This window comes from Streptomyces sp. NPDC052721, assembly GCF_040678315.1.
Classification (GTDB): Bacteria; Actinomycetota; Actinomycetes; order Streptomycetales; family Streptomycetaceae; genus Streptomyces.
The window spans coordinates 64,999-87,864 of record NZ_JBFATL010000042.1 but is presented as its reverse complement, the minus strand read 5'-3'; the positions used below and the strand labels follow the sequence as shown (position 1 = coordinate 87,864).

Below are 22,866 nucleotides of genomic sequence, written 5' to 3'. Positions count from 1 at the left end.
AGATCACGCCGACCCTGCGCGGGGAGGTGGCTAAACCGCCCCGCCCCCACCGCCGGAGGGCCCGCAGCACAGGCGTGCTGCGGGCCCTCCGGCGATGGCGACGGGGCGGTTACGCCTCGTCCCGGCGCAGGGACGGCTTGAGCTCCTTCAGGCGGCCCAGCAGACCGTTGACGAACGACGGCGACTCGTCGGTCGAGAACTCCTTCGCCAGCTGCACCATCTCGTCCAGGACGACGGCGTCCGGGGTCTCGTCGACCCAGATCAGCTCGTACGCGCCCAGCCGCAGGATGTTGCGGTCCACGACCGGCATACGGTCGAGCGTCCACCCCACCGCGTACTGGGCGATCAGCTCGTCGATCCGCTTCGCGTGTTCCGCGTAGCCCTCGACCAGCTGCATCGTGTACTCGCTGACCGGCGGCTGCCGGGTGTCGGACCGGGAGAGCCGGATCCAGTCCGCGAGGACCGTCAGGACGTCGGCGCCGCGCTGGTCGCCCTCGAAGAGGATCTGGAAGGCGCGCTTGCGGGCCGTGTTGCGGGCAGCCACGGTTAGCTGTTCACCCGGCCGAGGTAGTCGCTGGTACGGGTGTCGACCTTGATCTTCTCACCGGTGGTGATGAAGAGCGGGACCTGGATCTGGTGGCCGGTCTCCAGGGTGGCGGGCTTGGTGCCACCGGTGGAGCGGTCGCCCTGGACGCCCGGCTCGGTCTCGGCGATGGTCAGCTCGACGGCGGCGGGCAGCTCGACGAAGAGAACCTCGCCCTCGTGCTGCGCGACGGTGGCGGTGAAGCCCTCGACCAGGAAGTTCGCGGCGTCGCCGACGGCCTTCCGGTCGATGTGCAGCTGGTCGTAGGTCTCCATGTCCATGAAGACGAAGTACTCGCCGTCCATGTACGAGAACTGCATGTCGCGCTTGTCGACAGTGGCCGTCTCGACCTTGACACCGGCGTTGAACGTCTTGTCGACGACCTTGCCGGAGAGCACGTTCTTGAGCTTGGTGCGCACGAAGGCCGGGCCCTTGCCGGGCTTGACGTGCTGGAACTCGACGACGGACCAGAGCTGGCCGCCTTCGAGCTTGAGCACCATGCCGTTCTTGAGGTCGTTCGTGGAAGCCACGGTTGCGGAATCTCCTGGACTGACGTACGACCCCGGCGCACGCCACTGCCTAGAGGGCGAGCAGCTCCTTGGTCGTGATGGTGAGTAGCTCGGGTCCGCCGTCCGCCTCGGGGCGTACGACGAGCGTGTCATCGATCCGGACACCGCCCCGGCCCGGGAGGTGGACCCCCGGTTCGACGGTGACCGGCACGCAAGCGTCCAGTTTACCCATGGCCGCGGGGGCCAACTGCGGGTCCTCGTCGATTTCGAGTCCGACACCGTGTCCGGTCAGCGGTGGCAGGGCCTCCGCATAGCCCGCGGAGTCCAGTACCTGGCGTGCGGCGCGGTCCACGTCACGGTAGGCGGCGCCGGGTGCCAGGAACTCGCGTCCGGCCCGCTGGGCGGCGAAGACGAGGTCGTACAGCTCGATCTGCCAGTCGGCCGGTGAGGTGCCGATGACGAAGGTGCGGCCGATCTCGCAGCGGTAGCCCCGGTAGGTGGCGCCGAGACAGACGGAGAGGAAGTCGCCCTCCTCCACCCGCCGGTCGGTGGGGCGGTGGCCGCGGCGGCCGGCGTGCGGTCCGGTGGCCACGGAGGTGGGGAAGGCCGGGCCGTCGGCGCCGTGATCGACCAGGCGCCGTTCCAGCTCCAGCGCGAGGTGGCGTTCGGTGCGGCCTACCAGGATCGACTCCAGCAGCTCACCGAGGGCCTGGTCGGCGATCTCGGCACCGATGCGGAGACAGGAGATCTCCTCCTCGTCCTTGACGACCCTGAGCTGTTCCACGGCCCCGCCGAGGTCGGTGAGGCGGAGTCTCGGGGCGACGGAGGCGATGGCCCGGTGCCGGGTGACGGTGAGGTGGTGTTCCTCGACCGCCAGGGAGTCGGCACCCTGGTCGGCGGCGAGGCCGGCTGCCGCGACGGCGGCGTCGCCGTCGTTCGCCGGAAGGACGTGCAGGCGCAGGTTCTCGTCCGGGTGGCCTTCGTGGGGGAGGTCGTCCGGCGGGCCCGCGCACACCAGGACGTCCTCGCCTCTGCCGATCAGCAGCACGGCGCCCTGCGGGGCCGCGGCGGCGAGGTAGCGGACGTTGGCCGGGCGGGTGACGAGCGCTGCCGCGGTGCCGGCCGCGTTGAAGTGTTCCCTCAGCCGGGATCGGCGGTTCGCGTACACCTCTGACATGAGATGAGCGTAGGAGGTTTGTCCGGATTATGCCGATTGACGGGGGCCGAGTGGGGTTGCGGGGCAGGTGGGAGGTGGTGCGGTGGTGTGCCGGTGCCGGTGCGACCTGCCGCCCGCTCACCAGCTCGGCGGGCTCGCCATCGCCCTCGCCAGGACCTCGTCCAGGACGCGGGCCGTCCCGGGGACGTCCAACTGGGAGTTGTCGATGATCGGGAGGCCCGAGCCGTACCAGCCGGCCATGCGGCCGTGGATGCGGGCCACCTCCTCGTCCGTGAGGCGGCGGTTGCCGGTGCGTTCGGCGTTGCGCTCGAGGACCACGTCGAGGCCCGGGAGCAGGACCACCGGGAGCAGGCCGGGACCCACGTGCCGCTTCCAGCCGCCGAGGCCGACGACCGGGCGGTCGGGGAAGACGGCGTCGTCCAGGATGCAGGAGATGCCGTTGGCGAGGAAGTTGCGCGCGGCGAAGCCGCAGGTGCGGCGGGCCAGACGGTACTGGGCCTCCGAGTTGTCGTTCCAGCCGGACTGCGGATCGGCGAAGCCCGAGCGGACCCATTCGCGGACGTCGTCCAGGCTGATGTGGGCCGTGGGGACGCGGCGGTGGTCCGCCCAGTACTTGGCGACGCTGGTCTTGCCCGCGCCGGCCGGGCCGATGAGGAGGACCGCGAGGGTGGTGGTCGTCGGGTCCGGAACCGCGGCCGCGGGAGCGCCGACCGGGCCGCCGGGTGGCAGCGGGACGTGTCCGGTGCTGTCGGGGGCCTGCGGGCCGGCGGTGTGCTGCGGGGGCGGGGGCGGCGGCACCGGGCCGGAGGGGGCCGGGGGCTGCTGCGGGGCCGGCGGCACCGGTCCGGGCGGAGCCGGGAAGCCCGGCGGCGGAGGAACGGGGGCGGGCCCCTGGGAGAGTCCCGGGTGCGGGCCCGGGTGGTGTGCGGCCGACGCCCAGCCGGCGTGCGGGCCCTGCCCCGGCTGGTGGGGCGGCGGCAGCGGAGACCCCACTGCGTGCTGCATCCGTTGCCACTCCGTCTCGTACACACATCTGGCACTGGCAGCAGGGGCGTGCCCCGCTTGCTACCGAACGGTACCGTCCCCGGCCGTCGTTTGGTGAAACGGCCGGGGGCGGTCCGAAGTGCCCGGCGGGCGAAGGAAATTCGGACGTGGTGAGCGGTCCGGGGCCTACTGGCCGACTTCGCCGTAGGCGGCGAGGAGGACGGCCGGGTCCGGGCCTTCCAGGACGGTCGGCCTGGCCAGGCCGTCCAGGACGATGAAGCGCAGCAGATCGCCGCGGGACTTCTTGTCGACCTTCATCGCCTCCAGCAGCTTGGGCCACTGGTCGTAGCGGTAGTGCAGCGGCAGGCCGACGGATTCGAGGATGCTGCGGTGGCGGTCGGCCGTCGCGTCGTCCAGACGGCCCGCGAGGCGGCCCAGTTCGGCGGCGAAGTGCATGCCGACCGCGACCGCGGCCCCGTGCCGCCACTTGTACCGCTCGTTCTTCTCGATGGCGTGGCCGAGCGTGTGACCGTAGTTGAGGATCTCCCGCCGGCCCGATTCCTTCAGGTCCGAGGAGACGACGTCCGCCTTGACGCGGATCGACCGCTCGATCAGCTCGGCCGTGTGCGGCCCCGCCGGGGTGCGGGCGGCCTGCGGGTCGGCCTCGATCAGGTCGAGGATCACCGGGTCGGCGATGAACCCCGCCTTGATGATCTCGGCCAGCCCGGAGACGTAGTCGTGCACCGGGAGGGAGTCCAGCGCGGCCAGGTCGCACAGGACACCGGCCGGCGGGTGGAAGGCACCGACCAGGTTCTTGCCCTCCGCGGTGTTGATGCCCGTCTTGCCGCCGACCGCCGCGTCGACCATGGCCAGCACGGTCGTGGGGATGGCGATCCAGCGCACCCCGCGCAGCCAGGTCGCGGCGACGAACCCGGCCAGGTCGGTGGTGGCGCCGCCGCCGACACCGACGATCACGTCGGTGCGGGTGAAGCCGCTCTGCCCCAGCGCCTTCCAGCAGTAGGCGGCGACCTCGGCGGTCTTGGCCTCCTCCGCGTTGGGCACCTGGATCGCCACGGCCTCGTAGCCCTGCCCGGCCAGGTCGGCGCGCAGTGCCTCCCCGGTCTCGGCCAGCGCCTCGGGGTGGATCAGGGCGACCCGCTTGGTCTGTGCCCCGATCAGCCCGGCGAGTTCGCCCAGGAGCTGCCGGCCCACCAGAACCTCGTAGGGGTCGGTGCCCGCGGTGCCGGCGACCTGGATCCGGGTGACTGCCTCGCTCATACCTGCTTCAACTCCAGTGCGTCCATCGCCGCCTGCGCGACCTCTTCCGGAGTACGGCCGTCCGTCGCGACGACGGCGGTGGCGACCTCCTCGTACAGGTGCCGGCGCGCCTCCATCAGCTCCCGCCACTGCTTGCGCGGGTTGACCGCGAGCAGCGGGCGGGCCACGTTCAGACCCGTGCGCTTGACGGCCTCCTCGACCTCCATCGAGAGGTAGAGCACCCGCTGCCCGGCCAGCAGCGCGCGGGTGTCCGCGTCCAGGACCGCCCCGCCGCCCAGCGCGACGACGCCCCGGTGCTCGCTGAGCGCGGCCCGCACGGCGGCCTTCTCCAGGGCGCGGAAGACGGCCTCGCCCTCGTCCACGAAGATCTCGGCGATGGTGCGGCCCTCGGCCGCCACGATGTCCTCGTCGGTGTCCCGGTAGCCGACGCCGAGGCGCTCGGCGAGCAGCCGGCCGACGGTGGACTTGCCCACGCCCATCGGCCCGACCAGGACGACCGCCGGTACGCCGCTCACCGGATCGCCAGGTTGTCGAGGTACGACCGGACGTTGCGGCGGGTCTCCGGGACGGAGTCACCGCCGAACTTCTCGGCGACCGCGTCCGCGAGGACGAGCGCCACCATGGCCTCGGCGACGATGCCGGCCGCCGGGACGGCCGAGACGTCGGAGCGCTGGTGGTGGGCCTGGGCGGGCTCGCCGGTGGTGACGTCCACCGTCTTGAGCGCGCGCGGCACGGTGGCGATCGGCTTCATCGCGGCGCGCACCCGCAGCAGCTCGCCCGTGCTGAGGCCGCCCTCGGTGCCGCCCGAGCGGCCGGTGACGCGCCGGATGCCCTCGGGCGTGCTGACGATCTCGTCGTGGGCCTGGGAGCCGGGCACGCGGGCCAGTTCGAAGCCGTCACCGATCTCGACGCCCTTGATCGCCTGGATGCCCATGAGCGCGCCGGCGAGGCGGGCGTCCAGCTTGCGGTCCCAGTGCACGTGCGAGCCGAGGCCGACCGGGACGTCGTAGGCCAGCACCTCGACCACACCGCCCAGGGTGTCGCCGTCCTTGTGGGCCTGGTCGATCTCGGCGACCATCGCCTTCGAGGCGGCCGCGTCGAGGCAGCGCACCGGGTCGGCGTCAAGCCTCTCGACGTCGGCCGGGGTGGGGTGGACGCCCCGCGGGGCCTTCACGGAGCACAGCTCGACCACGTGGGAGACGATCTCGATGCCGGTCGTCTCCTTCAGGTACGACCGGGCGACCGCGCCGAGCGCCACCCGGGCGGCCGTCTCGCGGGCCGAGGCGCGCTCCAGGATCGGGCGGGCCTCGTCGAAGCCGTACTTCTGCATGCCCGCGAGGTCGGCGTGGCCGGGGCGGGGACGGGTCAGCGGGGCGTTGCGGGCCAGGCCTGCCAGCACCTCGGGGTCGACCGGATCGGCCGCCATGACCTGCTCCCACTTCGGCCACTCGGTGTTGCCCACCATGATCGCCACCGGGGAGCCCAGGGTGAGACCGTGCCGGACTCCGCCGAGGAAGGTGACCTCGTCCCGCTCGAACTTCATCCGCGCACCGCGGCCATAGCCGAGCCGCCGCCGCGCCAGGTGGTCCGCCACCATCTCCGTGGTGATCGGCACGCCGGCGGGAAGACCCTCCAGCGTCGCGACAAGTGCGGGACCGTGGGACTCCCCCGCGGTCAGCCAACGCAGCCTGCTCAACGGTGCTCCTCAGTGCTCGCGCCCGGTACTGCCCGGCGTACGCGCGTCCTCGCGTACGGCGACGGCGCTGCCGGGTGCGCGACCCCGGTACGCCACCTCCGATCCTCCCACGTCCCAGGGCGCGGACCGGCCCTCGGTCCAGCAGGCGGACGCGTGCGGGGCGTCAGCGGGCTGCGAGCGCCTGCTCGCCGGCGTGCCGCATGGCCTCAAGGGGGCCCGGGGTGTGCCCGGTCATCTGCTCGAACTGGAGCACGGCCTGGTGGACCAGCAGGTCGAGGCCGCTGACCACGGCACCGCCGAACATGGACCAGCGGGCCGCCAGTTCGGTGGGCCAGGGGTCGTAGAGCACGTCGAAGAGGGTGGCGGGGCGTTCGGGTACGGCGGCGGCGAGGGCGTCGGTCGTGCCGGCGGGCGTGGTGGCGATGACCAGCGGCGCGCGCAGGGCCTCGGCCGCGTCCGCCCAGTTTGCGGTGCGGACCTCCACGTCGAGCCGTTCCCCCCACTGGCGCATCTCGGCGGCGCGGGCCTCGCTGCGGACGTAGGCGACGACCTCCCCGGTGCAGACCCGGGCCAGCGCGGCGAGCGCGGAGGAGGCGGTGGCGCCGGCGCCGAGGACGGCGGCGGAGTCGACCTGTTCGATGCCGTGCTCGCGCAGGGCCGCCACCATGCCCGGGATGTCGGTGTTGTCGCCGAGCCGGCGGCCGTCCTCGGTGAAGACGAGCGTGTTGACCGCGTCGACCGAGGCGGCGGTGTCGCTGATCTCGTCCACCAGCGGGATGACCGCCCGCTTCAGCGGCATGGTCAGCGACAGCCCCGCCCACTCGGGCCCGAGCTTGTCCAGGAAGCCGGGCAGGGCGGCCTCGTCGACGTCGAAGCTGTCGTACGACCAGCCGGTGAGGCCCACCGCGTCGTACGCGGCCCGGTGCAGCACCGGGGAGAGGGAGTGGGCGATCGGCGAACCGAGCACGGCGGCACGGCGGCCGTCAGTTGCCCGCGTTGGCATTGAACTTGTCCTTGAGTTCTTGGAATTCGGCGAAGGTCTTGGCGAACTCGGTGTTGTTCGTCCCGTCGGTCGCCACGAAGTACATCCAGCCGTCGTGCGTCGGATTCAGGGTCGCCTTCAGCGCGTCCTCGCCGGGGTTGCCGATCGGGCCGGGCGGAAGTCCCTTGTGGGCGTACGTGTTGTACGGGTCCCGGTTACTGGTGATCTCCTTCTCGGAGATGTGGATGTTGCTCGTGCCCTTCAGGTAGTTGTAGGTCGAGTCGAACTGCAGCAGCCGGTTGGTCTCGGTGTTGGTGGGCTTGAGGCGGTTGTAGACCACCTCGGCCATCTTGCGGAAGTCGTCGTGGGTCTTGCCCTCGGCCTGCACCAGGCTCGCGACCGTGACGAGTTCGAAGGCGTTGTCCAGGCCGAGTGCCTTGGCCTTGCCGGTCAGGCCGTAGGCGGCGTACTTCAGCTTGGCCTGGGTGACCATCTGCTTCAGGATGGCGTCGGGCTTCATGCCCTTGGCGGCCGGATAGGTGCCCGGGAAGAGGAAGCCCTCCAGCGGGTCCTTGATGTCGCTGTTGTTCTGCGCCCAGGCCGGCACGCCGAGGGTCTTGTAATTCTTCTCGGCGACCTTCTTGGTCGTTCCCGCGGACAGTTCGAGTTTCTTGTCGATGGCCGCGTAGACACCGGTATTGCGCTCGCCCGGGGTGACGATCACATTGTTCTGGCTGCGCGGGTCCATCATCAGCCGGACGGCGCTGGCGGCGGACATCTCCTTCTTCAGGAGATAGGCGCCGGCCTGGATTCCGTCGCCGCCCGGAGTCGTGGTCTGGGCGTGGACGAACGCCTCGGCGCTCTTGACGACCCCGGCCTCTTTCAGGCGGCGGCCGATCTCCCAGCCGCCCGCGCCTTTCGGGATCTCGACGGTCACCGTCTCGCTGGTGCCGTCGCCCGCATAGTCCGGAGCCGTGCCGAAACGATTTTGGTAGAACTGGTAGCCGAAATACCCGACGCCGCCGAGGCCGCCGCCGAACACCAGGACGACCACCATGCAGGCGCAGCCGGTGCGCCGCTTCTTGCTCTTGACGGGCTTCTTGCCGCGCCGCTCACGCCGGCTCTGGAGCTCGTGCTCCTCCTCGCCGTCCTCGCCGCCGCCTCCCGCGAAGAAGGCGTGCTCCTCCTCGCCCGCCGCCTGCGGCTCGGGCTCGGGCTCCGGCTCGGGCTGGCGGCGGCCGGGCGGCTCCGGCGGCGGATAGGCGTCCTCGGTGGGGTAGAAGTCGGGCTGCTGCGCGCCGTAGGCCACGGGCTGCTGGCCGTACGGGTCACCGGGGTCGGCGGCGTAGGGCACATGGCCGTGGGTGCCGGTCGCGTCCCAGCCGCCCTGGTGGAACTGCTGCTGGGTCTGGTGGGCGAACCGCTGGTCGTACTCGGGCCGGCCCGATCCGTCGTAGTACTGGTGCTGCTGTCCGCCGTACCCGGGCTGCTGTTCCTGGCTCCAGTCGCCGTGCTGCGGCGCCTGCGGATGGTGCTGCGGCTGGCCGCCGTAGGGGGACTGCGGGCCCGCCTGGCCCTGCTGTCCTCCCCATCCGCCGTCCCCGTACAACGGGTCCTCCGGATGCCACGGTTCGGAGCCTTGGCCCCGGCCATACTCAGTCATCGATCCCCTAGAGCCGCGAGGCCGACGGTCACGCGGCCGGGGGCCGGCTTCCGCTCCGCCTCTTGCTGTGCCCCGGCTGTTCGAACACCGGCGCATCGCGCGGAACGTTACCGTATCGCGATCAGATGACCACTTCGACGCCTTCGCCGGGTGGTTCACCTGACACCCGTTCGGATTCCAGGGCCTGCTGCAAAATGATGACGGCGGCGGCCTGGTCGATGACCGCGCGGCCCTTCTTCGACTTCACGCCCGAGGCGCGCAGTCCCTGACTGGCCGTCACCGTGGTCATCCGCTCGTCCACCAGCCGCACCGGCACCGGCTTGACGCCCTTGGCCAGCTCCTGGGCGAAGGCGCGGACCTTGGCCGCGGCCGGGCCCTCGCCCCCCTTGAGGGAGCGAGGGAGGCCGACGACGACCTCGATCGGTTCGTACTCCTCCACCAGCTGACGCAGCCGGCGGTGGGCGGCGGGGACGTCCCGGCCGGGGACGGTCTCCACCGGAGTGGCGAGGATCCCGTCGGGGTCGCACGAGGCGACCCCGATCCGGGCGTCCCCGACGTCGATCGCGAGCCGACGTCCTCTGCGCATCGTCACTTCGCGGTTTCCGTCACGAGCCGTTCGACGGCCTCGACGGCCTCGCCGATCGCGGCCGGGTTCTGGCCGCCGCCCTGGGCGACGTCCGGCTTGCCGCCACCGCCGCCGCCGAGCGTCTTGGCGGCCGTACGGACCAGGTCACCGGCCTTGAGGCCGCGCTCGCGGGCGGCCTCGTTGGTGGCGATGACCGTCAGCGGCTTGCCGTTGTTGACGGTGAACAGGGCCACGACGGCGGCCCGGCCGCCCTGGATCCGGCCGCGCACGTCCAGGACCAGCTTGCGCAGGTCGTCCGGGGTGGTGCCGTCCGGGACCTGACCGGTGACCAGGGCGACGCCCCGCACGTCCTTGGCGGACTCGGCGAGACCGGCGGCGGCCTGGAGCACCTTCTCGGCGCGGAACTTCTCGATCTCCTTCTCGGCGTCCTTCAGCTTGCCGAGCATGGCGGAGACCTTCTCCGGCAGCTCCTCCGGGCGGCCCTTGAGCAGCTCGGTCAGCTGGTTGACGACCGTGTGCTCGCGGGCGAGGAAGTTGTAGGCGTCGACGCCGACCAGGGCCTCGATACGGCGCACACCGGAGCCGATGGAGGACTCGCCGAGCAGTTTCACCAGACCCAGCTGGGCGGTGTTGTGCACGTGCGTGCCGCCGCACAGCTCCTTGGAGAAGTCGCCGATGGTCACGACACGGACCCGGTCGCCGTACTTCTCGCCGAACTCGGCGATGGCGCCCTGCTTCTTGGCCTCGTCGATGCCCATGATCTCGGCGCGCACGTCGAGGTCGCGGGCGAGCACCTCGTTGATCCTCTGCTCGACGTCGGTCATCACGGCCGTCGGCACGGCGGACGGGGAGCCGAAGTCGAAGCGGAAACGGCCGGGCTGGTTCTCGGAACCGGCCTGGGCGGCCGTCGGGCCGAGGGCGTCGCGCAGGGCCTGGTGGGTGAGGTGGGTGGCCGAGTGGGCGCGGGCGATGGCCGTACGGCGGCGGGCGTCGATGGCGGCGTGGGCCTTGGCGCCGACGGTCACCTCGCCGACCTGGACGACGCCCTTGTGGACGTACACGCCCGGGACCGGCTTCTGGCAGTCGCGGACCTCGATGACGGCGCCGGAGTCGACCTTGATCCGGCCGGTGTCGCCGATCTGGCCGCCGCCCTCGGCGTAGAACGGGGTGCGGTCCAGGACGATCTCTACCTCGTCGCCCTCGGTGGCGGCCGGGGAGGAGACGCCGTCGACCAGGATGCCGACGATCGTGGACTCGCCCTCGGTGTCGGTGTAGCCGATGAAGTCGGTCGCGCCGGCGGCGTCGGCGATCTCGCGGTAGGCGCCGAGGTCGGCGTGGCCGGTCTTCTTGGCCTGGGCGTCGGCCTTGGCGCGCTCCCGCTGCTCCTTCATCAGGCGGCGGAAGCCCTCCTCGTCCACGGAGAGGCCCTGTTCGGCGGCCATCTCCAGGGTGAGGTCGATCGGGAAGCCCCAGGTGTCGTGGAGCAGGAAGGCCTTGTCGCCGGGCAGGACGGTGGAGCCCTGGGCCTTGGTCTCGGTGACGGCGCTGTCGAGGATGTTGGTGCCGGCCTTCAGCGTCTTGAGGAAGGCGTTCTCCTCGGCGACGGCGACCTTCTCGATGCGCTCGCGGTCGGTGATCAGCTCCGGGTACTGCTGGCCCATCATGCCGATGACGACGTCGATGAGGTCCTTGACGACCGGGCCGGTGGCGCCGAGCAGGCGCATGTTGCGGATGGCGCGGCGCATGATGCGGCGCAGCACGTAGCCACGGCCCTCGTTGCCGGGGGTGACGCCGTCGCCGATGAGCATGGTGGCGGTGCGCATGTGGTCGGTGACCACGCGGAGGGACACGTCCGAGGCGTGGGCGTCGCCGTAGCGCACGCCGGTCAGCTCGGTGGCCCTCTCGATGACGGCCATCGAGGTGTCGATCTCGTACATGTTCTGCACGCCCTGCAGAATCATGGCGAGCCGCTCCAGGCCGAGGCCCGTGTCGATGTTCTTGCTCGGCAGGTCCCCGAGGATCTCGAAGTTGTCCTTGCCGGTGCCCTCGCCGCGCTCGTACTGCATGAAGACGAGGTTCCAGATCTCCACGTACCGCTCGTCGTTGACGGCGGGGCCGCCCTCGACGCCGAACTCGGGGCCGCGGTCGTAGTTGATCTCGGAGCAGGGACCGCAGGGGCCGGGGACGCCCATGGACCAGAAGTTGTCCTTCATGCCCAGGCGCTGGATGCGCTCCATCGGCACACCGACGACCTCGTGCCAGATGCGCTCGGCCTCGTCGTCGTCCTTGTAGACGGTGATCCAGAGCCTCTCCGGCTCCAGGCCGTAACCACCCTTGTCCTGGGGGCTGGTGAGCAGCTCCCAGGCGAGCTTGATGGCGCCTTCCTTGAAGTAGTCGCCGAAGGAGAAGTTGCCGCACATCTGGAAGAAGGTGCCGTGGCGCGTGGTCTTGCCGACCTCTTCGATGTCGGGCGTGCGCACGCACTTCTGCACGCTGGTGGCGCGCGGGAACGGCGGCTTGACCTCACCCAGGAAGTAGGGCTTGAAGGGCACCATGCCGGCGGGGACGAGGAGCAGAGTCGGGTCGTCCGCGATGAGCGACGCCGAAGGGACGACGGTGTGCCCGCGCTCCTCGAAGAAGCTCAGCCAGCGGCGGCGAATCTCGGCCGACTCCATCAGTGGTCCTCATTCCGGTTGTACGAGTACGTCGTGTTCTCGACGTACTGCGGGTTGCTGCGGTTGTTCTCGATGGCGGCGAACCGCCGGGGCCCGGGGAGTTCGTGGCTGTCCTGGATGCCCAGCGCCTCCTCCAGCTCGGCCTCCCGCTGGGCCATGTTGTCGCGGACGTCGAGCGCGAAGCCGACCGCGCGGTCCTTCAGCCGCTGACCGGTCTCCAGGGCCTTGTTCGCCGCGGTGGCGGCCAGGCTCTCCGGGGTCAGCTGCTTCAGCTTGCGGTTGACCTTGGTGGTGGCCCACACACCGGCGGCGACACCTGTGGTGAACCAGAACGTACGGCGGAACATCGCTCGGTCTCAGTCCTTACTTCCGCTTGCGTCGTGCGGCAGGGACCGTCCGGCCCACGATCACGGTACGCCGGGGCGACTTCCCCGGCACGTCCTCCTCCTTGCGGCCGCCGAGCGCCCGGCGGACGCCGTAGCCGAAGGCCGCGACTTTCACCAGCGGGCCGCCGAAGGTGGAGGCGACGGTGGTGGACAGCGCGGAGGCGTTCGACGTCACTTCCTGGACGTCGGAGGCGATCGCGTCGACCCGGTCGATCTGCGTCTGCGCGGAGCGCACCGCCTCGGAGGCGTCGGCGAGCAGCGGGACCGCCTGGTCGGTCACGTCCGCCACGAGCTTGGTGGTCGCCTTGAGCGTCTGGGCCAGCCTCGCCAGTGCGACCGCGAGGAAGGAGACCAGGATCGCCCAGAAGACGGCCACCAGGATCCCGGCCACCTCTCCACCGGACACTGTGCGCACCCGCTCCCTGAAACGTGCCTGAGCATCGAAAAAGTCGTGCCCCGAGCCTATCGCGCCGGGGCGGAGGCTCCGTACCGGATTACCGGGCGGAGGCGGCGGAGTTGCGGGAAGCGATTGTACGCGGTGAACACGGTTCAGTACGCTCCGTGTCCCATGCGAGGTCCTCACAGCCCCGGCTCCTGGGCGGACGGCGATCCGCCCCTCGAACTCACCGCTTTCGTCGGGCGCTCGGCCGAGCTGGCCGGGCTGACGACGGCGCTCGGTCAGGCACGGCTGGTGACCGTGACCGGGGTGGGCGGGGTCGGCAAGTCCCGGCTGGCCGCGCGGGTGGCGGCGCGCTGGGCGTCCGGTGCCCCGGCGGGCGGCCCGGGCTGGGGGCGGGTGGAGCTGACGGCGGTGCGGGATCCGCAGTTCCTGGAGTACGCGGTCGTGGAGGCGCTCGGGCTGACCGACCACACCACACGCCTGCCCCGGGAGACGCTGCTGGAGCATCTGGCCGGGCGGCGGGCGCTGTTGGTGCTGGACGGGTTCGAGCACCTGGTGGCGGCCTGTGCCGATCTGACGGCGGAGCTGCTGCGGAAGGTGCCGGAGCTGCGGGTGCTGGCCGTGGGCCGGCGTCCGCTGGGCCTCGCGGGCGAGCGGCTGTTCCCGCTGGCGCCGCTCGGCGAGGACGAGGCGGTGGAGCTGTTCACGGACCGGGCCCGGGCGCAGGGCGTGCCGGTGGCCGACGGAGCCGAGGTGCGGGAGCTGTGCCAGCGGCTGGAGGGGATCCCGCTGGCGCTGGAGCTGGCGGCCGGGCGGCTGCGGGCGCTGTCCCCGGCGCAGTTGCTGCACCGCCTCGACGACCGGTTCCGGCTGCTGACCGGTGGCGGCCGGGACGTCCTCCCCCGGCACCAGACGCTGCGCACGGCGATCGGCTGGAGCCACGAGCTGTGCTCGCCGGCCGAACGGCTGCTGTGGGCACGGCTGTCGGTGTTCGCGCGCTCCTTCGACCTGGAGGCGGTCGAGTACGTGTGCAGCGGGAACGGGCTGGCCGCCGAGGACGTGCTGGACGTGCTGTCGGAGCTGCTCGCCCAGTCGGTCGTCTCGCGCGAGGAGACCCCGGCGGGCCCGCGCTACCGGATGCTGGACACCGTCCGGGCCTACGGCGCCGAGTGGCTGGAGGCGACCGGGGACGCGGGCCGGCTGCGCAGACGGCACCGCGACTGGTACCTGGGCCTGGCCACCATGTGCGAGCTGGACTGGTTCTCGCCCCGCCAGCGGGAGGTGGCCGCGCGGGTCGAGGCGGAGCTGCCGAATCTGCGGACCGCGCTGGAGTTCTGCCTGACCGAGCCGGAGGAGGCGCATCTCGGCCAGCATCTGGCCGGTTCGCTGTGGTTCTGCTGGGTGGGGTGCGGCCGGCTCGCGGAGGGGCGGCGGTGGCTGGAGCGCGGCCTGGAGCTGGACTCGGAGTACGAGCGGTCCCGGCTGAAGGCGCTGTGGGTGCTCGGCTATGTGGCGATCCTGCAGGGCGACACCGTGCCGGCGCTCCAGGCGCTCCGGATGTGCCGGGAGCAGGCGGAGCGGTCGGCCGATCCGACAGCGGTGGCGTACGCCGAGCACCGCACCGGCTGTCTGGCCCTGGTCACGGATGACATGGCCCGCGCAGAAACGCTGCTGCGGTCGGCGCTGGAGCGCTACCAGGAGATCGGCGAGCTGAACAGCAACGTCCTGATGGGCCAGGTGGAGCTGGCGATGACGCGGGCGTTCCAGGGGGATCTGCCGGACGCGGTGCGGCTGTGCGAGGACGTGCGCCGGGTGTGCGAGGACCACGGGGAGCGGTGGGCGCGGTCGTACGCCCTGTACGTGCTGGCGTACGCGGCCTGGCAGGGCGGTGACCCGGCCCGTGCGCGGGAGCTGCTGGCGGACTGCCTGGACAACGCGCACGGCTTCCGCGACCTGTTGGGCACGGTGTTGTCGATCGAGCTGCTGGCCCTGGTGACGGTGACGCAGGGCGATCCGGTGGAGGCGGCGGTGCTCCAGGGCGCCGCCGGGCGGATGTGGCCCTCGGTCGGGCTGCCGCTGTTCGGCTCGGCCTACTACAACGCCCCGCACGAGCGGTGCGAGGCCATGGCCCGGGAGGCGCTGGGCGACGAGCGGTACGAGGAGTGGGTGCGCCGGGGGGCGCGGCTGGACCGGGAGACGGCGGTGGCCCGGGCGCTGCGCAAGGACGCACAGCCGCTGCCGGCGCTGCCCGCGCCCCGGGGGCCGGTCCGGCACACCCGCCCCGGACAGCGCGAACCCGCCGCCTCGCCCACCCGGAAGGGCGGGGAGACGGCGGGCTGAGGTCTTACGCCGTGACCGGGGTCAGCGGGCGTAGTACTCGACGACGAGCTGCTCGTCGCAGATGACCGGAACTTCCTTGCGGTTCGGCTCGCGGTCCAGGCGGAACGCCAGGGCCTTGAGGTTCACCTGCAGGTAGCGCGGGGTCTCGCCCTCGGGGGCGAAGCCGCCCTCACGGGCGATCTGGAAGAGCGTCTTGTCCTTGGAGCGGTCGCGGACCTGCACGACGTCGTCCGGGCGGACACGGAAGGACGGCTTGTCGACCTTCTGGCCGTTGACCTGGATGTGGCCGTGGACGACCATCTGGCGGGCCTGGTAGATCGTGCGGGCGATGCCCGAACGCAGGACCAGCGCGTCGAGGCGGCGCTCCAGCTCCACGATCAGGGCCTCGCCGGTCTTGCCCTGCACCTTGGACGCACGCTCGTAGGCGCGGACCAGCTGGCGCTCGGAGATGTCGTACTGAGCGCGCAGGCGCTGCTTCTCCAGCAGACGGACCTTGTAGTCCGAGTTCTGCTTGCGGCCGCGGCCGTGCTCACCCGGCGGGTAGGGGCGGGCCTCGAAGTACTTGACGGCCTTCGGGGTCAGCGCGATACCGAGGGCACGCGACTTCTTGACCTTGGGGCGGGACTGGTTCGCCACTGTCTTTCGTCTCTTTCGTAGTGTTCGGCTTGTCAGTGTTCTGGGAGGTCGCATCCGCAGCCGGGAAAACCCGCCGGGTCCGCAGGGGACCTGCCGGGCAGCCGCTTCCCTGGTCTGGGCACATACGTGCAGCACGCGAGTGGCCCACCGACCGTTCCCGTGGCTCCGGGTGGTGGTGGGCTGCCCGCGACACCGTTCGACGGTGCGCGACGCTCCTGGAGCCGGTCCGCGCGGGACCGGTCTCCGGCTGGTTGTCCCGCTCTGACAGCACGGGACTCAGCACTTCGGAGCAGTCTACAGGGTGCTCAGGACCGCTTGCGACCGAGGCGCTTGCGGGTCCACTCCACGGCGTCCGCGTATCTGGCCTCGGCACCGTGCCGGCTCGGCGTGTAGTACTCGCGGTCCTTCAGGGCGTCCGGAGCGTACTGCTGCTCGGCGATGCCCTCGGGCAGGTCGTGCGGGTACACGTACCCCTGGGCGTGGCCTAGCTTGGCCGCGCCCTTGTAGTGCCCGTCGCGCAGATGCGGTGGCACGGGACCGGCCAGGCCCTTGCGTACGTCCTCCAGGGCGGCGCCGATCGCGGTGGTCGCGGCGTTGGACTTGGGGGCGAGGGCCAGGGCGATCGTGGCGTGGCTGAGGGTGAGCGCGGCCTCCGGGAAGCCGATCATGGCGACGGCCTGGGCGGCGGCCACGGCGATGGGCAGCGCGTTCGGGTCGGCGAGGCCGATGTCCTCGCTGGCGGAGATCATCAGCCGGCGGGCGATGAACCGGGGGTCCTCGCCGGCCTCGATCATGCGGGCCAGGTAGTGCAGGGCCGCGTCGACGTCGGAGCCGCGGATGGACTTGATGAGGGCGCTGGCGACGTCGTAGTGCTGGTCGCCGTCGCGGTCGTACGTCACCGCGGCCCGGTCGACCGTCTGCTCCAGCGTCCGCAGGCTGATCTCGCTCTCGCCCTGGTCCAGGGCGGCCCCGGCGGCGGCCTCCAGGGCGGTCAGGGCGCGGCGGGCGTCGCCGCCGGCGATGCGGAGCAGATGCTCCTCGGTGTCCTCGGGGAGGGCGACGGCGTCCTTGAGGCCGCGTTCGTCGCCCAGCGCGCGGCGGAGCAGGGAGCGGATGTCGTCGTCGGTGAGCGGTTCGAGGGTGAGCAGGAGGGAACGGGAGAGCAGCGGGGAGATCACCGAGAAGTACGGGTTCTCCGTGGTGGCCGCGATCAGGGTCACCCAGCGGTTCTCCACGGCCGGGAGCAGGGAGTCCTGCTGGGCCTTGCTGAAGCGGTGGATCTCGTCCAGGAAGAGGACGGTCTCCTTGCCGAAGGCGCCGGTGGCGCGGCGGGCGCCGTCGATGACCGCGCGGACCTCCTTGACGCCCGCCGTGATCGCGGACAGCTCGACGAACCGCTTGTTCGTCGCCTTCGAGACGACGTAGGCCAGGGTGGTCTTGCCGGTGCCGGGCGGACCCCACAGGATCACCGAGGACGGGCCGGCCGGGCCGCCGTTGCCCTCGCCGACCAGCCGGCGCAGCGGGGAGCCGGGCCCGAGCAGATGCTGCTGGCCCACGACCTCGTCGAGCGTGCGCGGGCGCATGCGTACCGCCAGGGGGCTCGCTGCCGGATCCTTCTCCTGGCGTTCTTCTGCTGCTGCGGTGAAGAGGTCGGGTTCCACGCTGAAACCCTAGAACACCGCACTGACAATCCGGCCGGGACCGTCAGCTGGTCCAGAAGTCCCACCAGCGGGTGAGGACCAGCATCCCGATGATGCCGACGTGCAGCACCGGCAGCACCCAGGTGAACTCGCCGAAGAAGGACTTCAGCCAGCGCGGGGACGGCAGGAAGTCGTTGCGGACGTTGAACGAGGTGACGTACCAGAACATGGTGATCGTGGCGACCCAGGCGAGCGAGCACCACAGGCACAGCGCGTTGATCCGGTACAGGGACTGGAACTGCAGCCAGGTGCAGAAGGCCACGCCGAAGAGCGTGCCGAAGTTGAAGGTCAGCCAGTACCAGCGCGGGAACCGGGCGCGGGCCAGCAGGCTCATGCCGACGCAGATGACGACGCCGTAGGCGACCAGGCCGAGCATCGGGTTGGGGAAGCCGAAGGCGGCGGCCTGCTTGCTCTCCATGACGCTGCCGCAGGAGACGACCGGGTTCAGGCTGCACCCGGGGGTGAACGTCTTGCCGGCGACCTTGGCCTCCAGCAGCTTGAACTTGTCGATCGTGATGACCCAGGCGGCCAGCAGTCCGGCCGCGCCGGTGATCACCAACAGGATGGCGAAGGCGCGGCTGCCGCCCACCGCGCGCGGGGCGTCGGCGGGGCGCTCCGGGCCGGGCTCCGCGGAGACGTCTTTGACTGTCGTCTTGCTCATCACGCCGATTCCGTCACTTGAGAAGCGGACCATCTTCGGGCACGGGTCATTGTGCCGCACACGCGTGTGTGCGCACCGTTCGCTCCGCATAAGCATGTACGTACGACGGGTACCGCTTGCTCGGTTCCGGACAGCGCCGGATGCCTTGAGCAGTACGTACGACGAAGGCGCCGGACGCCCCCTCGGGGAGAGCGTCCGGCGCCTACGCGCGCGTGTGCCGCTAGCCGAGCCGCGCTTCCAGTTCCGCCACGATCTCGTTCACGCCGATCGCCGTCTGCTCGCCGGACTCCATGTCCTTGAGCTGGACGACGCCCTCGGCGAGGTCGCGTTCACCGGCGACGATCGCGTAGCGGGCGCCCGAGCGGTTGGCGTTCTTCATGGCGCCCTTCAGACCCTTGCCGCCGTACGCGAAGTCCGCCGCGATGCCCACCTTGCGCAACTCGGTGACCTTGGCGAACAGCATCCGGCGGGCCTCCTCGCCGAGCGGGACGGCGTAGACGCTGGTCGTCGCCGGGATGTCCGGTTCCACGCCCTCGGCCTCCAGCGCGAGGACCGTGCGGTCGACGCCCAGGGCCCAGCCGACGGACGGCAGCGCGGGGCCGCCGATCATCTCGGACAGGCCGTCGTACCGGCCGCCGCCGCCGACCGCGGACTGCGAGCCCAGGCCGTCGTGCACGAACTCGAAGGTGGTGCGGGTGTAGTAGTCCAGGCCGCGCACCAGCTTGGGGTCGTCCTCGAAGGAGACGCCCGCGGCGGTGATCAGCTCGCGGACCTCCTCGTGGTACGCCTTGCAGGCGTCGCACAGGTAGTCGCGCAGCAGCGGCGCGCCGGTCAGCTGCTTCTGGACCGACTCGCGCTTGTCGTCGAGGACCCGGAGCGGGTTGATGTCGACGCGACGGCGTGTGTCCTCGTCCAGGTCCAGGCCGCGCAGGAACTCCTGCAGCGCGGTCCGGTACACCGGACGGCACTCCTTGTCGCCCAGGCTGTTCAGCAGGATGCGGAAGTTCCTCAGGCCCAGGGAGCGGTACGCCTGGTCGGCCAGGATGATCAGCTCGGCGTCCAGCGCCGGGTCCTCGGCGCCGATCGCCTCGGCACCGACCTGGGAGAAGTGCCGGTAACGGCCCTTCTGGGGGCGCTCGTAGCGGTAGTAGGAGCCGGAGTACCAGAGCTTGACCGGGAGGTTGCCCGACTTGTGCAGGTTGGCCTCCAGGGCCGCGCGCAGCACGGACGCGGTGCCCTCGGGGCGCAGGGCGAGCCTGTCGCCGCCCTTGGTCTCGAAGGCGTACATCTCCTTGGTCACGATGTCGGTGGACTCGCCGACACCGCGCGCGAAGAGTTCGACGTTCTCGAAGCCGGGGGTCTCGATGTAGCCGTAGCCGGAGTTGCGCAGCGGAGCGGCGATCGCCTCACGGACCGCCAGATACTTCGCCGAGTCCGGCGGGATCAGGTCGTAGGTGCCCTTGGGTGCCTTGAAGGTGCTCACGGAAGGTCTCTCGTCACATTCCTCGTCGGGGAGCCTCGGCGGCTCCCTGGCCGGCCGCCACCTGCCGCAGATAGGGGTTGGTGGCGCGCTCCTGGCCGATGGTCGTCTGGGGGCCGTGGCCGGACAGCACCACGGTGGAGTCGTCGAGCGGCAGGCACACGCGGGCCAGCGACTGCAACATGTCCTCCATGGATCCGCCCGGAAGGTCGGTGCGTCCGATGGAGCCGGCGAACAGCAGATCCCCGGAGAAGAACACCGACGGGACGTCGGCGGTCTCGGGCATCCGGAAGGTCACCGACCCCTTGGTATGGCCCGGCGCGTGCGCGACGGAGAACTCAAGGCCCGCCAGTTCGAGGGTGGTGCCGTTCGTCAGCTCCTTGACGTCGTCCGGCTCCCCCACGGTCAGCTCGCCCATCAGCGGCATGCCGATGGACCGGCCGAGCGCCTTCTCGGGGTCGCTCAGCATGTACCTGTCCTCGGGGTGGATCCAGGCCGGGACGTCGTGCGCCCCGCAGACGGGGACGACCGAGGCGACATGGTCGATGTGGCCGTGGGTGAGGACGACGGCGACGGGCTTGAGCCGATGCTTCCTCAGTGCTTCCTCGACGCCGTCGGCGGCCTGGTGGCCGGGGTCGATGATCACGCACTCCTCACCGGCGGCGGGGGCGACGAGATAACAGTTCGTCCCCCAGGCCCCGGCGGGGAACCCGGCAATGAGCACGATCGTCCTTCGTTGTGTCGATTACAGGCGGCTTCCGCTGCAGTCAGAGCCTACCGGCGCTGCCGTTTCCTCAGCGAACCCATATACGGTACGGGGCTACACGCAGCGGTCGGATCACGAGGACGCACGCGTACCGCCCGACACACGACACGCATGAGGAGAGAACCCGGTGGTCAGCCAGGAGCAGCGGCGGCGTCAGCTCGCCCGGGAGAAGTTCTTGCGGCAGCAGCAGCGGCGCACCGAGGCGCGGCGCAAGGCCCGCCTGCGCAACTCCGTGATCGCGTCGGTACTGGGCGTGGTCGTGATCGGCAGCGTCGCCCTGTACACGACCGGCGTGCTGAAGGACGACGGCGACAAGAAGGAGAACGCGAGCGCCGAGGTCACCCCGAGCGCGTCGCCGACGAGCAAGGCTCCGGATCCGTGCGCGAAGCCGGCGGCCGGCTCGGTGCAGACGCTGAGCTGGAAGAAGGAGCCGGCGATGACGATCGACACGTCGGCGAAGTACACGCTGAAGCTCGCGACGACGTGCGGTGACATCGGTATCGCGCTCAAGACGTCGGCGGCCCCGCACACGGTGAACTCGTTCGACTTCCTCGCGGGCAAGGGCTACTTCGACCACACCAAGTGCCACCGGCTGACCACCCAGGGCATCTACGTCCTGCAGTGCGGCGACCCGCAGGGCACCGGCATGGGCGGTCCCGGCTACACGCTCCCGGACGAGAACCTCAAGGACAAGAGCCTGAAGAACAACACCTACCCGGCGGGCACGGTGGCGATGGCCAACACCGGCCAGAAGCACACCGGCGGCAGCCAGTTCTTCCTCGTCTACAAGGACAGCCCGCTGCCGCCGAGCTACACCCCCTTCGGCACGATCGACGCGGCGGGCATGAAGGTGCTGAGCAAGATCGCCGCGGCCGGCGAGAGCACGGGTGCCGGTGACGGTGCGCCGAACGCCACGGTCGTGATCAACAAGGCGACCGTGAGCAAGTCCTGAGGCCGGCCGTCACCAAGTCCTGAGGTCAACGGGGGCGGGGAACGGCCGACCGCCGAATTTCGGTCGCGCTGGATGCGGACAGGCCACCCGCTGGTCGCCTATGTTGGCCGTGACGAAACTGTGGACGATGCCCGGGGGTGCTGAGGCCCCTCGCAGGCATCATGTGGAGGAGGCGCTGTGAGCAGCGACCCGTGGGGCCGCGTCGACGAGACGGGGACCGTGTACGTGCGTACGGCCGACGGCGAGAAGGTCGTCGGTTCCTGGCAGGCCGGCTCCCCCGAGGAGGCGCTGGCCTACTTCGAGCGCAAGTACGAGGGCCTGGTTGTCGAGATCGGCCTCCTCGAAAAGCGAGTGCGGACCACCGACCTGTCGGCGAAGGACGCCCAGGCCGCCATCGGCCACCTGCGCGAACAGGTGGACGCGCACCACGCGGTCGGCGACCTGGACGCGCTGCGGGTGCGGCTGGACAAGCTGGTCGAGACCGTCGAGGCGCGCCGCGAGGAGCGCAAGCAGCAGCGGGCCCGGCAGTCCGACGAGGCCCGCAAGGCCAAGGAGGACCTGGTCGCCGAGGCCGAGCAGCTGGCGCAGTCCGACCAGTGGCGGGCCGCCGGAGAGCGGCTGCGGGCGCTGGTGGACACGTGGAAGGGGCTGCCGCGCCTGGACCGCAAGTCCGACGACGAGCTGTGGCACCGCTTCTCGCACGCCCGGTCGGCGTTCTCCAAGCGCCGCAAGGCGCACTTCGCGCAGCTGGACGCGCAGCGCGAGGAGGCCCGCCGGACCAAGGAGCGGCTGGTCGCCGAGGCCGAGGCGCTGTCGGACTCGACGGACTGGGGACCGACGGCCGCCCGGTACCGCGAGCTGATGGCGGAGTGGAAGGCCGCGGGCCGCGCCCAGCGCGAGCACGAGGACGACCTGTGGAACCGCTTCCGCGGCGCCCAGGACGTCTTCTTCGCCGCCCGCAGCTCGGTCTTCGCCGAGCGGGACGCGGAGCAGTCGGAGAACCTGAAGCTCAAGGAGGAACTGGCCGAGGAGGCCGAGAAGCTCCTGCCGATCAGCGATCTGAAGGCCGCGCGGGCCGCCTTCCGCTCGATCAACGAGCGCTGGGAGGCCATCGGTCACGTCCCGCGGGACGCGCGGCCGAAGGTCGAGGGCCGGATGCACGCCGTCGAGCGGGCGCTCCAGGAGGCCGAGGAGGCCGAGTGGCGCCGGACGAACCCGGAGGCACGCGCGCGTGCCGAGGGTCTGACCGGTCAGCTCCAGGCCGCCGTGGACAAGCTGAGGGCGCAGATCGAGCAGGCGCGCGCCCAGGGCAACAACGCCAGGGCCGACAAGCTGGAGAAGGAACTGGAGGGCCGCCAGGCGCTCCTGGACCAGGCCCTGAAGGGCCTGCAGGAGTTCGGCGGCTGAACTCC

At 71.2% G+C, this 22,866-nt stretch carries 21 protein-coding genes; 3 read left to right on the top strand and 18 right to left on the bottom strand.

The features are described from left to right. Nucleotides 1–109 precede the first annotated feature (109 nt). The 13 genes from nusB to AB0L21_RS31440 form a co-directional block, all read right to left on the bottom strand. Entirely contained in the window at nt 110–544 is a 435-nt protein-coding gene (gene nusB / locus AB0L21_RS31500; protein ID WP_014671525.1) for a transcription antitermination factor NusB, read from the bottom strand. Nucleotides 545–546: 2 nt separating this feature from the next. After that, nucleotides 547–1,113, bottom strand: a complete 567-nt coding sequence (efp, locus tag AB0L21_RS31495; RefSeq protein ID WP_014671526.1) for an elongation factor P — start codon at nt 1,111–1,113, stop codon at nt 547–549. Between the two features lie 49 nt (nt 1,114–1,162). Further along, nucleotides 1,163–2,269, bottom strand: a complete 1,107-nt coding sequence (locus AB0L21_RS31490) for an aminopeptidase P family protein (protein ID WP_365787860.1) — start codon at nt 2,267–2,269, stop codon at nt 1,163–1,165. 117 nt (nt 2,270–2,386) lie between these two features. After that, nucleotides 2,387–3,274 (bottom strand): Pro-rich N-terminal domain-containing protein, encoded by an 888-nt coding sequence (locus tag AB0L21_RS31485; protein WP_365704770.1) that lies wholly within the window; start codon nt 3,272–3,274, stop codon nt 2,387–2,389. Nucleotides 3,275–3,439: 165 nt separating this feature from the next. After that, nucleotides 3,440–4,531, bottom strand: a complete 1,092-nt coding sequence (aroB, locus tag AB0L21_RS31480) for a 3-dehydroquinate synthase (protein WP_365787858.1) — start codon at nt 4,529–4,531, stop codon at nt 3,440–3,442. After that, a complete protein-coding gene (locus AB0L21_RS31475; RefSeq protein WP_365787868.1) occupies nt 4,528–5,010 on the bottom strand; it encodes a shikimate kinase in 483 nt (160 codons plus the stop codon). The genes aroB and AB0L21_RS31475 overlap by 4 nt, the downstream gene beginning before the upstream one ends. Before the next feature lie 32 nt (nt 5,011–5,042). Beyond that, nucleotides 5,043–6,227: a chorismate synthase gene (gene aroC / locus AB0L21_RS31470; protein ID WP_365787856.1), complete on the bottom strand. Its 1,185-nt coding sequence runs from the start codon at nt 6,225–6,227 to the stop codon at nt 5,043–5,045. A 163-nt stretch (nt 6,228–6,390) separates the two neighbouring features. Further along, entirely contained in the window at nt 6,391–7,230 is an 840-nt protein-coding gene (locus AB0L21_RS31465; RefSeq protein WP_365704776.1) for a shikimate dehydrogenase, read from the bottom strand. Beyond that, nucleotides 7,211–8,872: an endolytic transglycosylase MltG gene (gene mltG, locus AB0L21_RS31460; protein ID WP_365704778.1), complete on the bottom strand. Its 1,662-nt coding sequence runs from the start codon at nt 8,870–8,872 to the stop codon at nt 7,211–7,213. Before mltG ends, AB0L21_RS31465 begins: the two co-directional genes overlap by 20 nt. Before the next feature lie 121 nt (nt 8,873–8,993). Beyond that, the gene (gene ruvX, locus AB0L21_RS31455; RefSeq protein WP_365704780.1) at nt 8,994–9,458 is read right to left on the bottom strand and encodes a Holliday junction resolvase RuvX; all 465 of its coding nucleotides are present in this window, start codon (nt 9,456–9,458) and stop codon (nt 8,994–8,996) included. A 2-nt stretch (nt 9,459–9,460) separates the two neighbouring features. Further along, complete coding sequence (gene alaS / locus AB0L21_RS31450) at nt 9,461–12,133, bottom strand: alanine--tRNA ligase (protein WP_365787854.1); 2,673 nt, start codon at nt 12,131–12,133, stop codon at nt 9,461–9,463. Beyond that, nucleotides 12,133–12,480: a hypothetical protein gene (locus AB0L21_RS31445; protein ID WP_365704785.1), complete on the bottom strand. Its 348-nt coding sequence runs from the start codon at nt 12,478–12,480 to the stop codon at nt 12,133–12,135. Before AB0L21_RS31445 ends, alaS begins: the two co-directional genes overlap by 1 nt. A gap of 16 nt (nt 12,481–12,496) precedes the next feature. Beyond that, a complete protein-coding gene (locus AB0L21_RS31440; protein ID WP_365704900.1) occupies nt 12,497–12,925 on the bottom strand; it encodes a DUF948 domain-containing protein in 429 nt (142 codons plus the stop codon). A gap of 162 nt (nt 12,926–13,087) precedes the next feature. Between AB0L21_RS31440 and AB0L21_RS31435 the strand changes: the two genes are divergently transcribed. After that, the gene (locus tag AB0L21_RS31435; protein ID WP_365787852.1) at nt 13,088–15,259 is read left to right on the top strand and encodes a regulator; all 2,172 of its coding nucleotides are present in this window, start codon (nt 13,088–13,090) and stop codon (nt 15,257–15,259) included. 21 nt (nt 15,260–15,280) lie between these two features. Here the strand turns inward: AB0L21_RS31435 and rpsD are convergent, their stop codons facing one another. The 5 genes from rpsD to AB0L21_RS31410 form a co-directional block, all read right to left on the bottom strand. Continuing rightward, entirely contained in the window at nt 15,281–15,895 is a 615-nt protein-coding gene (rpsD, locus tag AB0L21_RS31430) for a 30S ribosomal protein S4 (RefSeq protein WP_228618885.1), read from the bottom strand. Nucleotides 15,896–16,200: 305 nt separating this feature from the next. Beyond that, nucleotides 16,201–17,556, bottom strand: a complete 1,356-nt coding sequence (locus AB0L21_RS31425) for a replication-associated recombination protein A (protein WP_365704789.1) — start codon at nt 17,554–17,556, stop codon at nt 16,201–16,203. A 43-nt stretch (nt 17,557–17,599) separates the two neighbouring features. After that, nucleotides 17,600–18,256, bottom strand: coding sequence for a vitamin K epoxide reductase family protein (locus AB0L21_RS31420; protein WP_365787850.1), 657 nt, complete (start codon nt 18,254–18,256; stop codon nt 17,600–17,602). A gap of 220 nt (nt 18,257–18,476) precedes the next feature. Continuing rightward, the gene (hisS, locus tag AB0L21_RS31415) at nt 18,477–19,739 is read right to left on the bottom strand and encodes a histidine--tRNA ligase (RefSeq protein ID WP_365704793.1); all 1,263 of its coding nucleotides are present in this window, start codon (nt 19,737–19,739) and stop codon (nt 18,477–18,479) included. Between the two features lie 13 nt (nt 19,740–19,752). Beyond that, nucleotides 19,753–20,460, bottom strand: a complete 708-nt coding sequence (locus tag AB0L21_RS31410; protein ID WP_365704795.1) for an MBL fold metallo-hydrolase — start codon at nt 20,458–20,460, stop codon at nt 19,753–19,755. Nucleotides 20,461–20,629: 169 nt separating this feature from the next. Here AB0L21_RS31410 and AB0L21_RS31405 point away from each other — a divergent pair, with 169 nt between their 5' ends. Together AB0L21_RS31405 and AB0L21_RS31400 are read left to right on the top strand one after the other, a co-directional pair. Next, nucleotides 20,630–21,454 carry a peptidylprolyl isomerase gene (locus AB0L21_RS31405; protein WP_365787848.1) on the top strand — a complete coding sequence of 275 codons (825 nt, stop codon included), beginning with the start codon at nt 20,630–20,632 and terminating at the stop codon, nt 21,452–21,454. A 177-nt stretch (nt 21,455–21,631) separates the two neighbouring features. Further along, on the top strand, nt 21,632–22,861 hold the full coding sequence (locus AB0L21_RS31400; RefSeq protein ID WP_365787846.1) for a DUF349 domain-containing protein: 1,230 nt from the start codon (nt 21,632–21,634) through the stop codon (nt 22,859–22,861). The last annotated feature ends 5 nt before the right edge of the window (nt 22,862–22,866 follow it).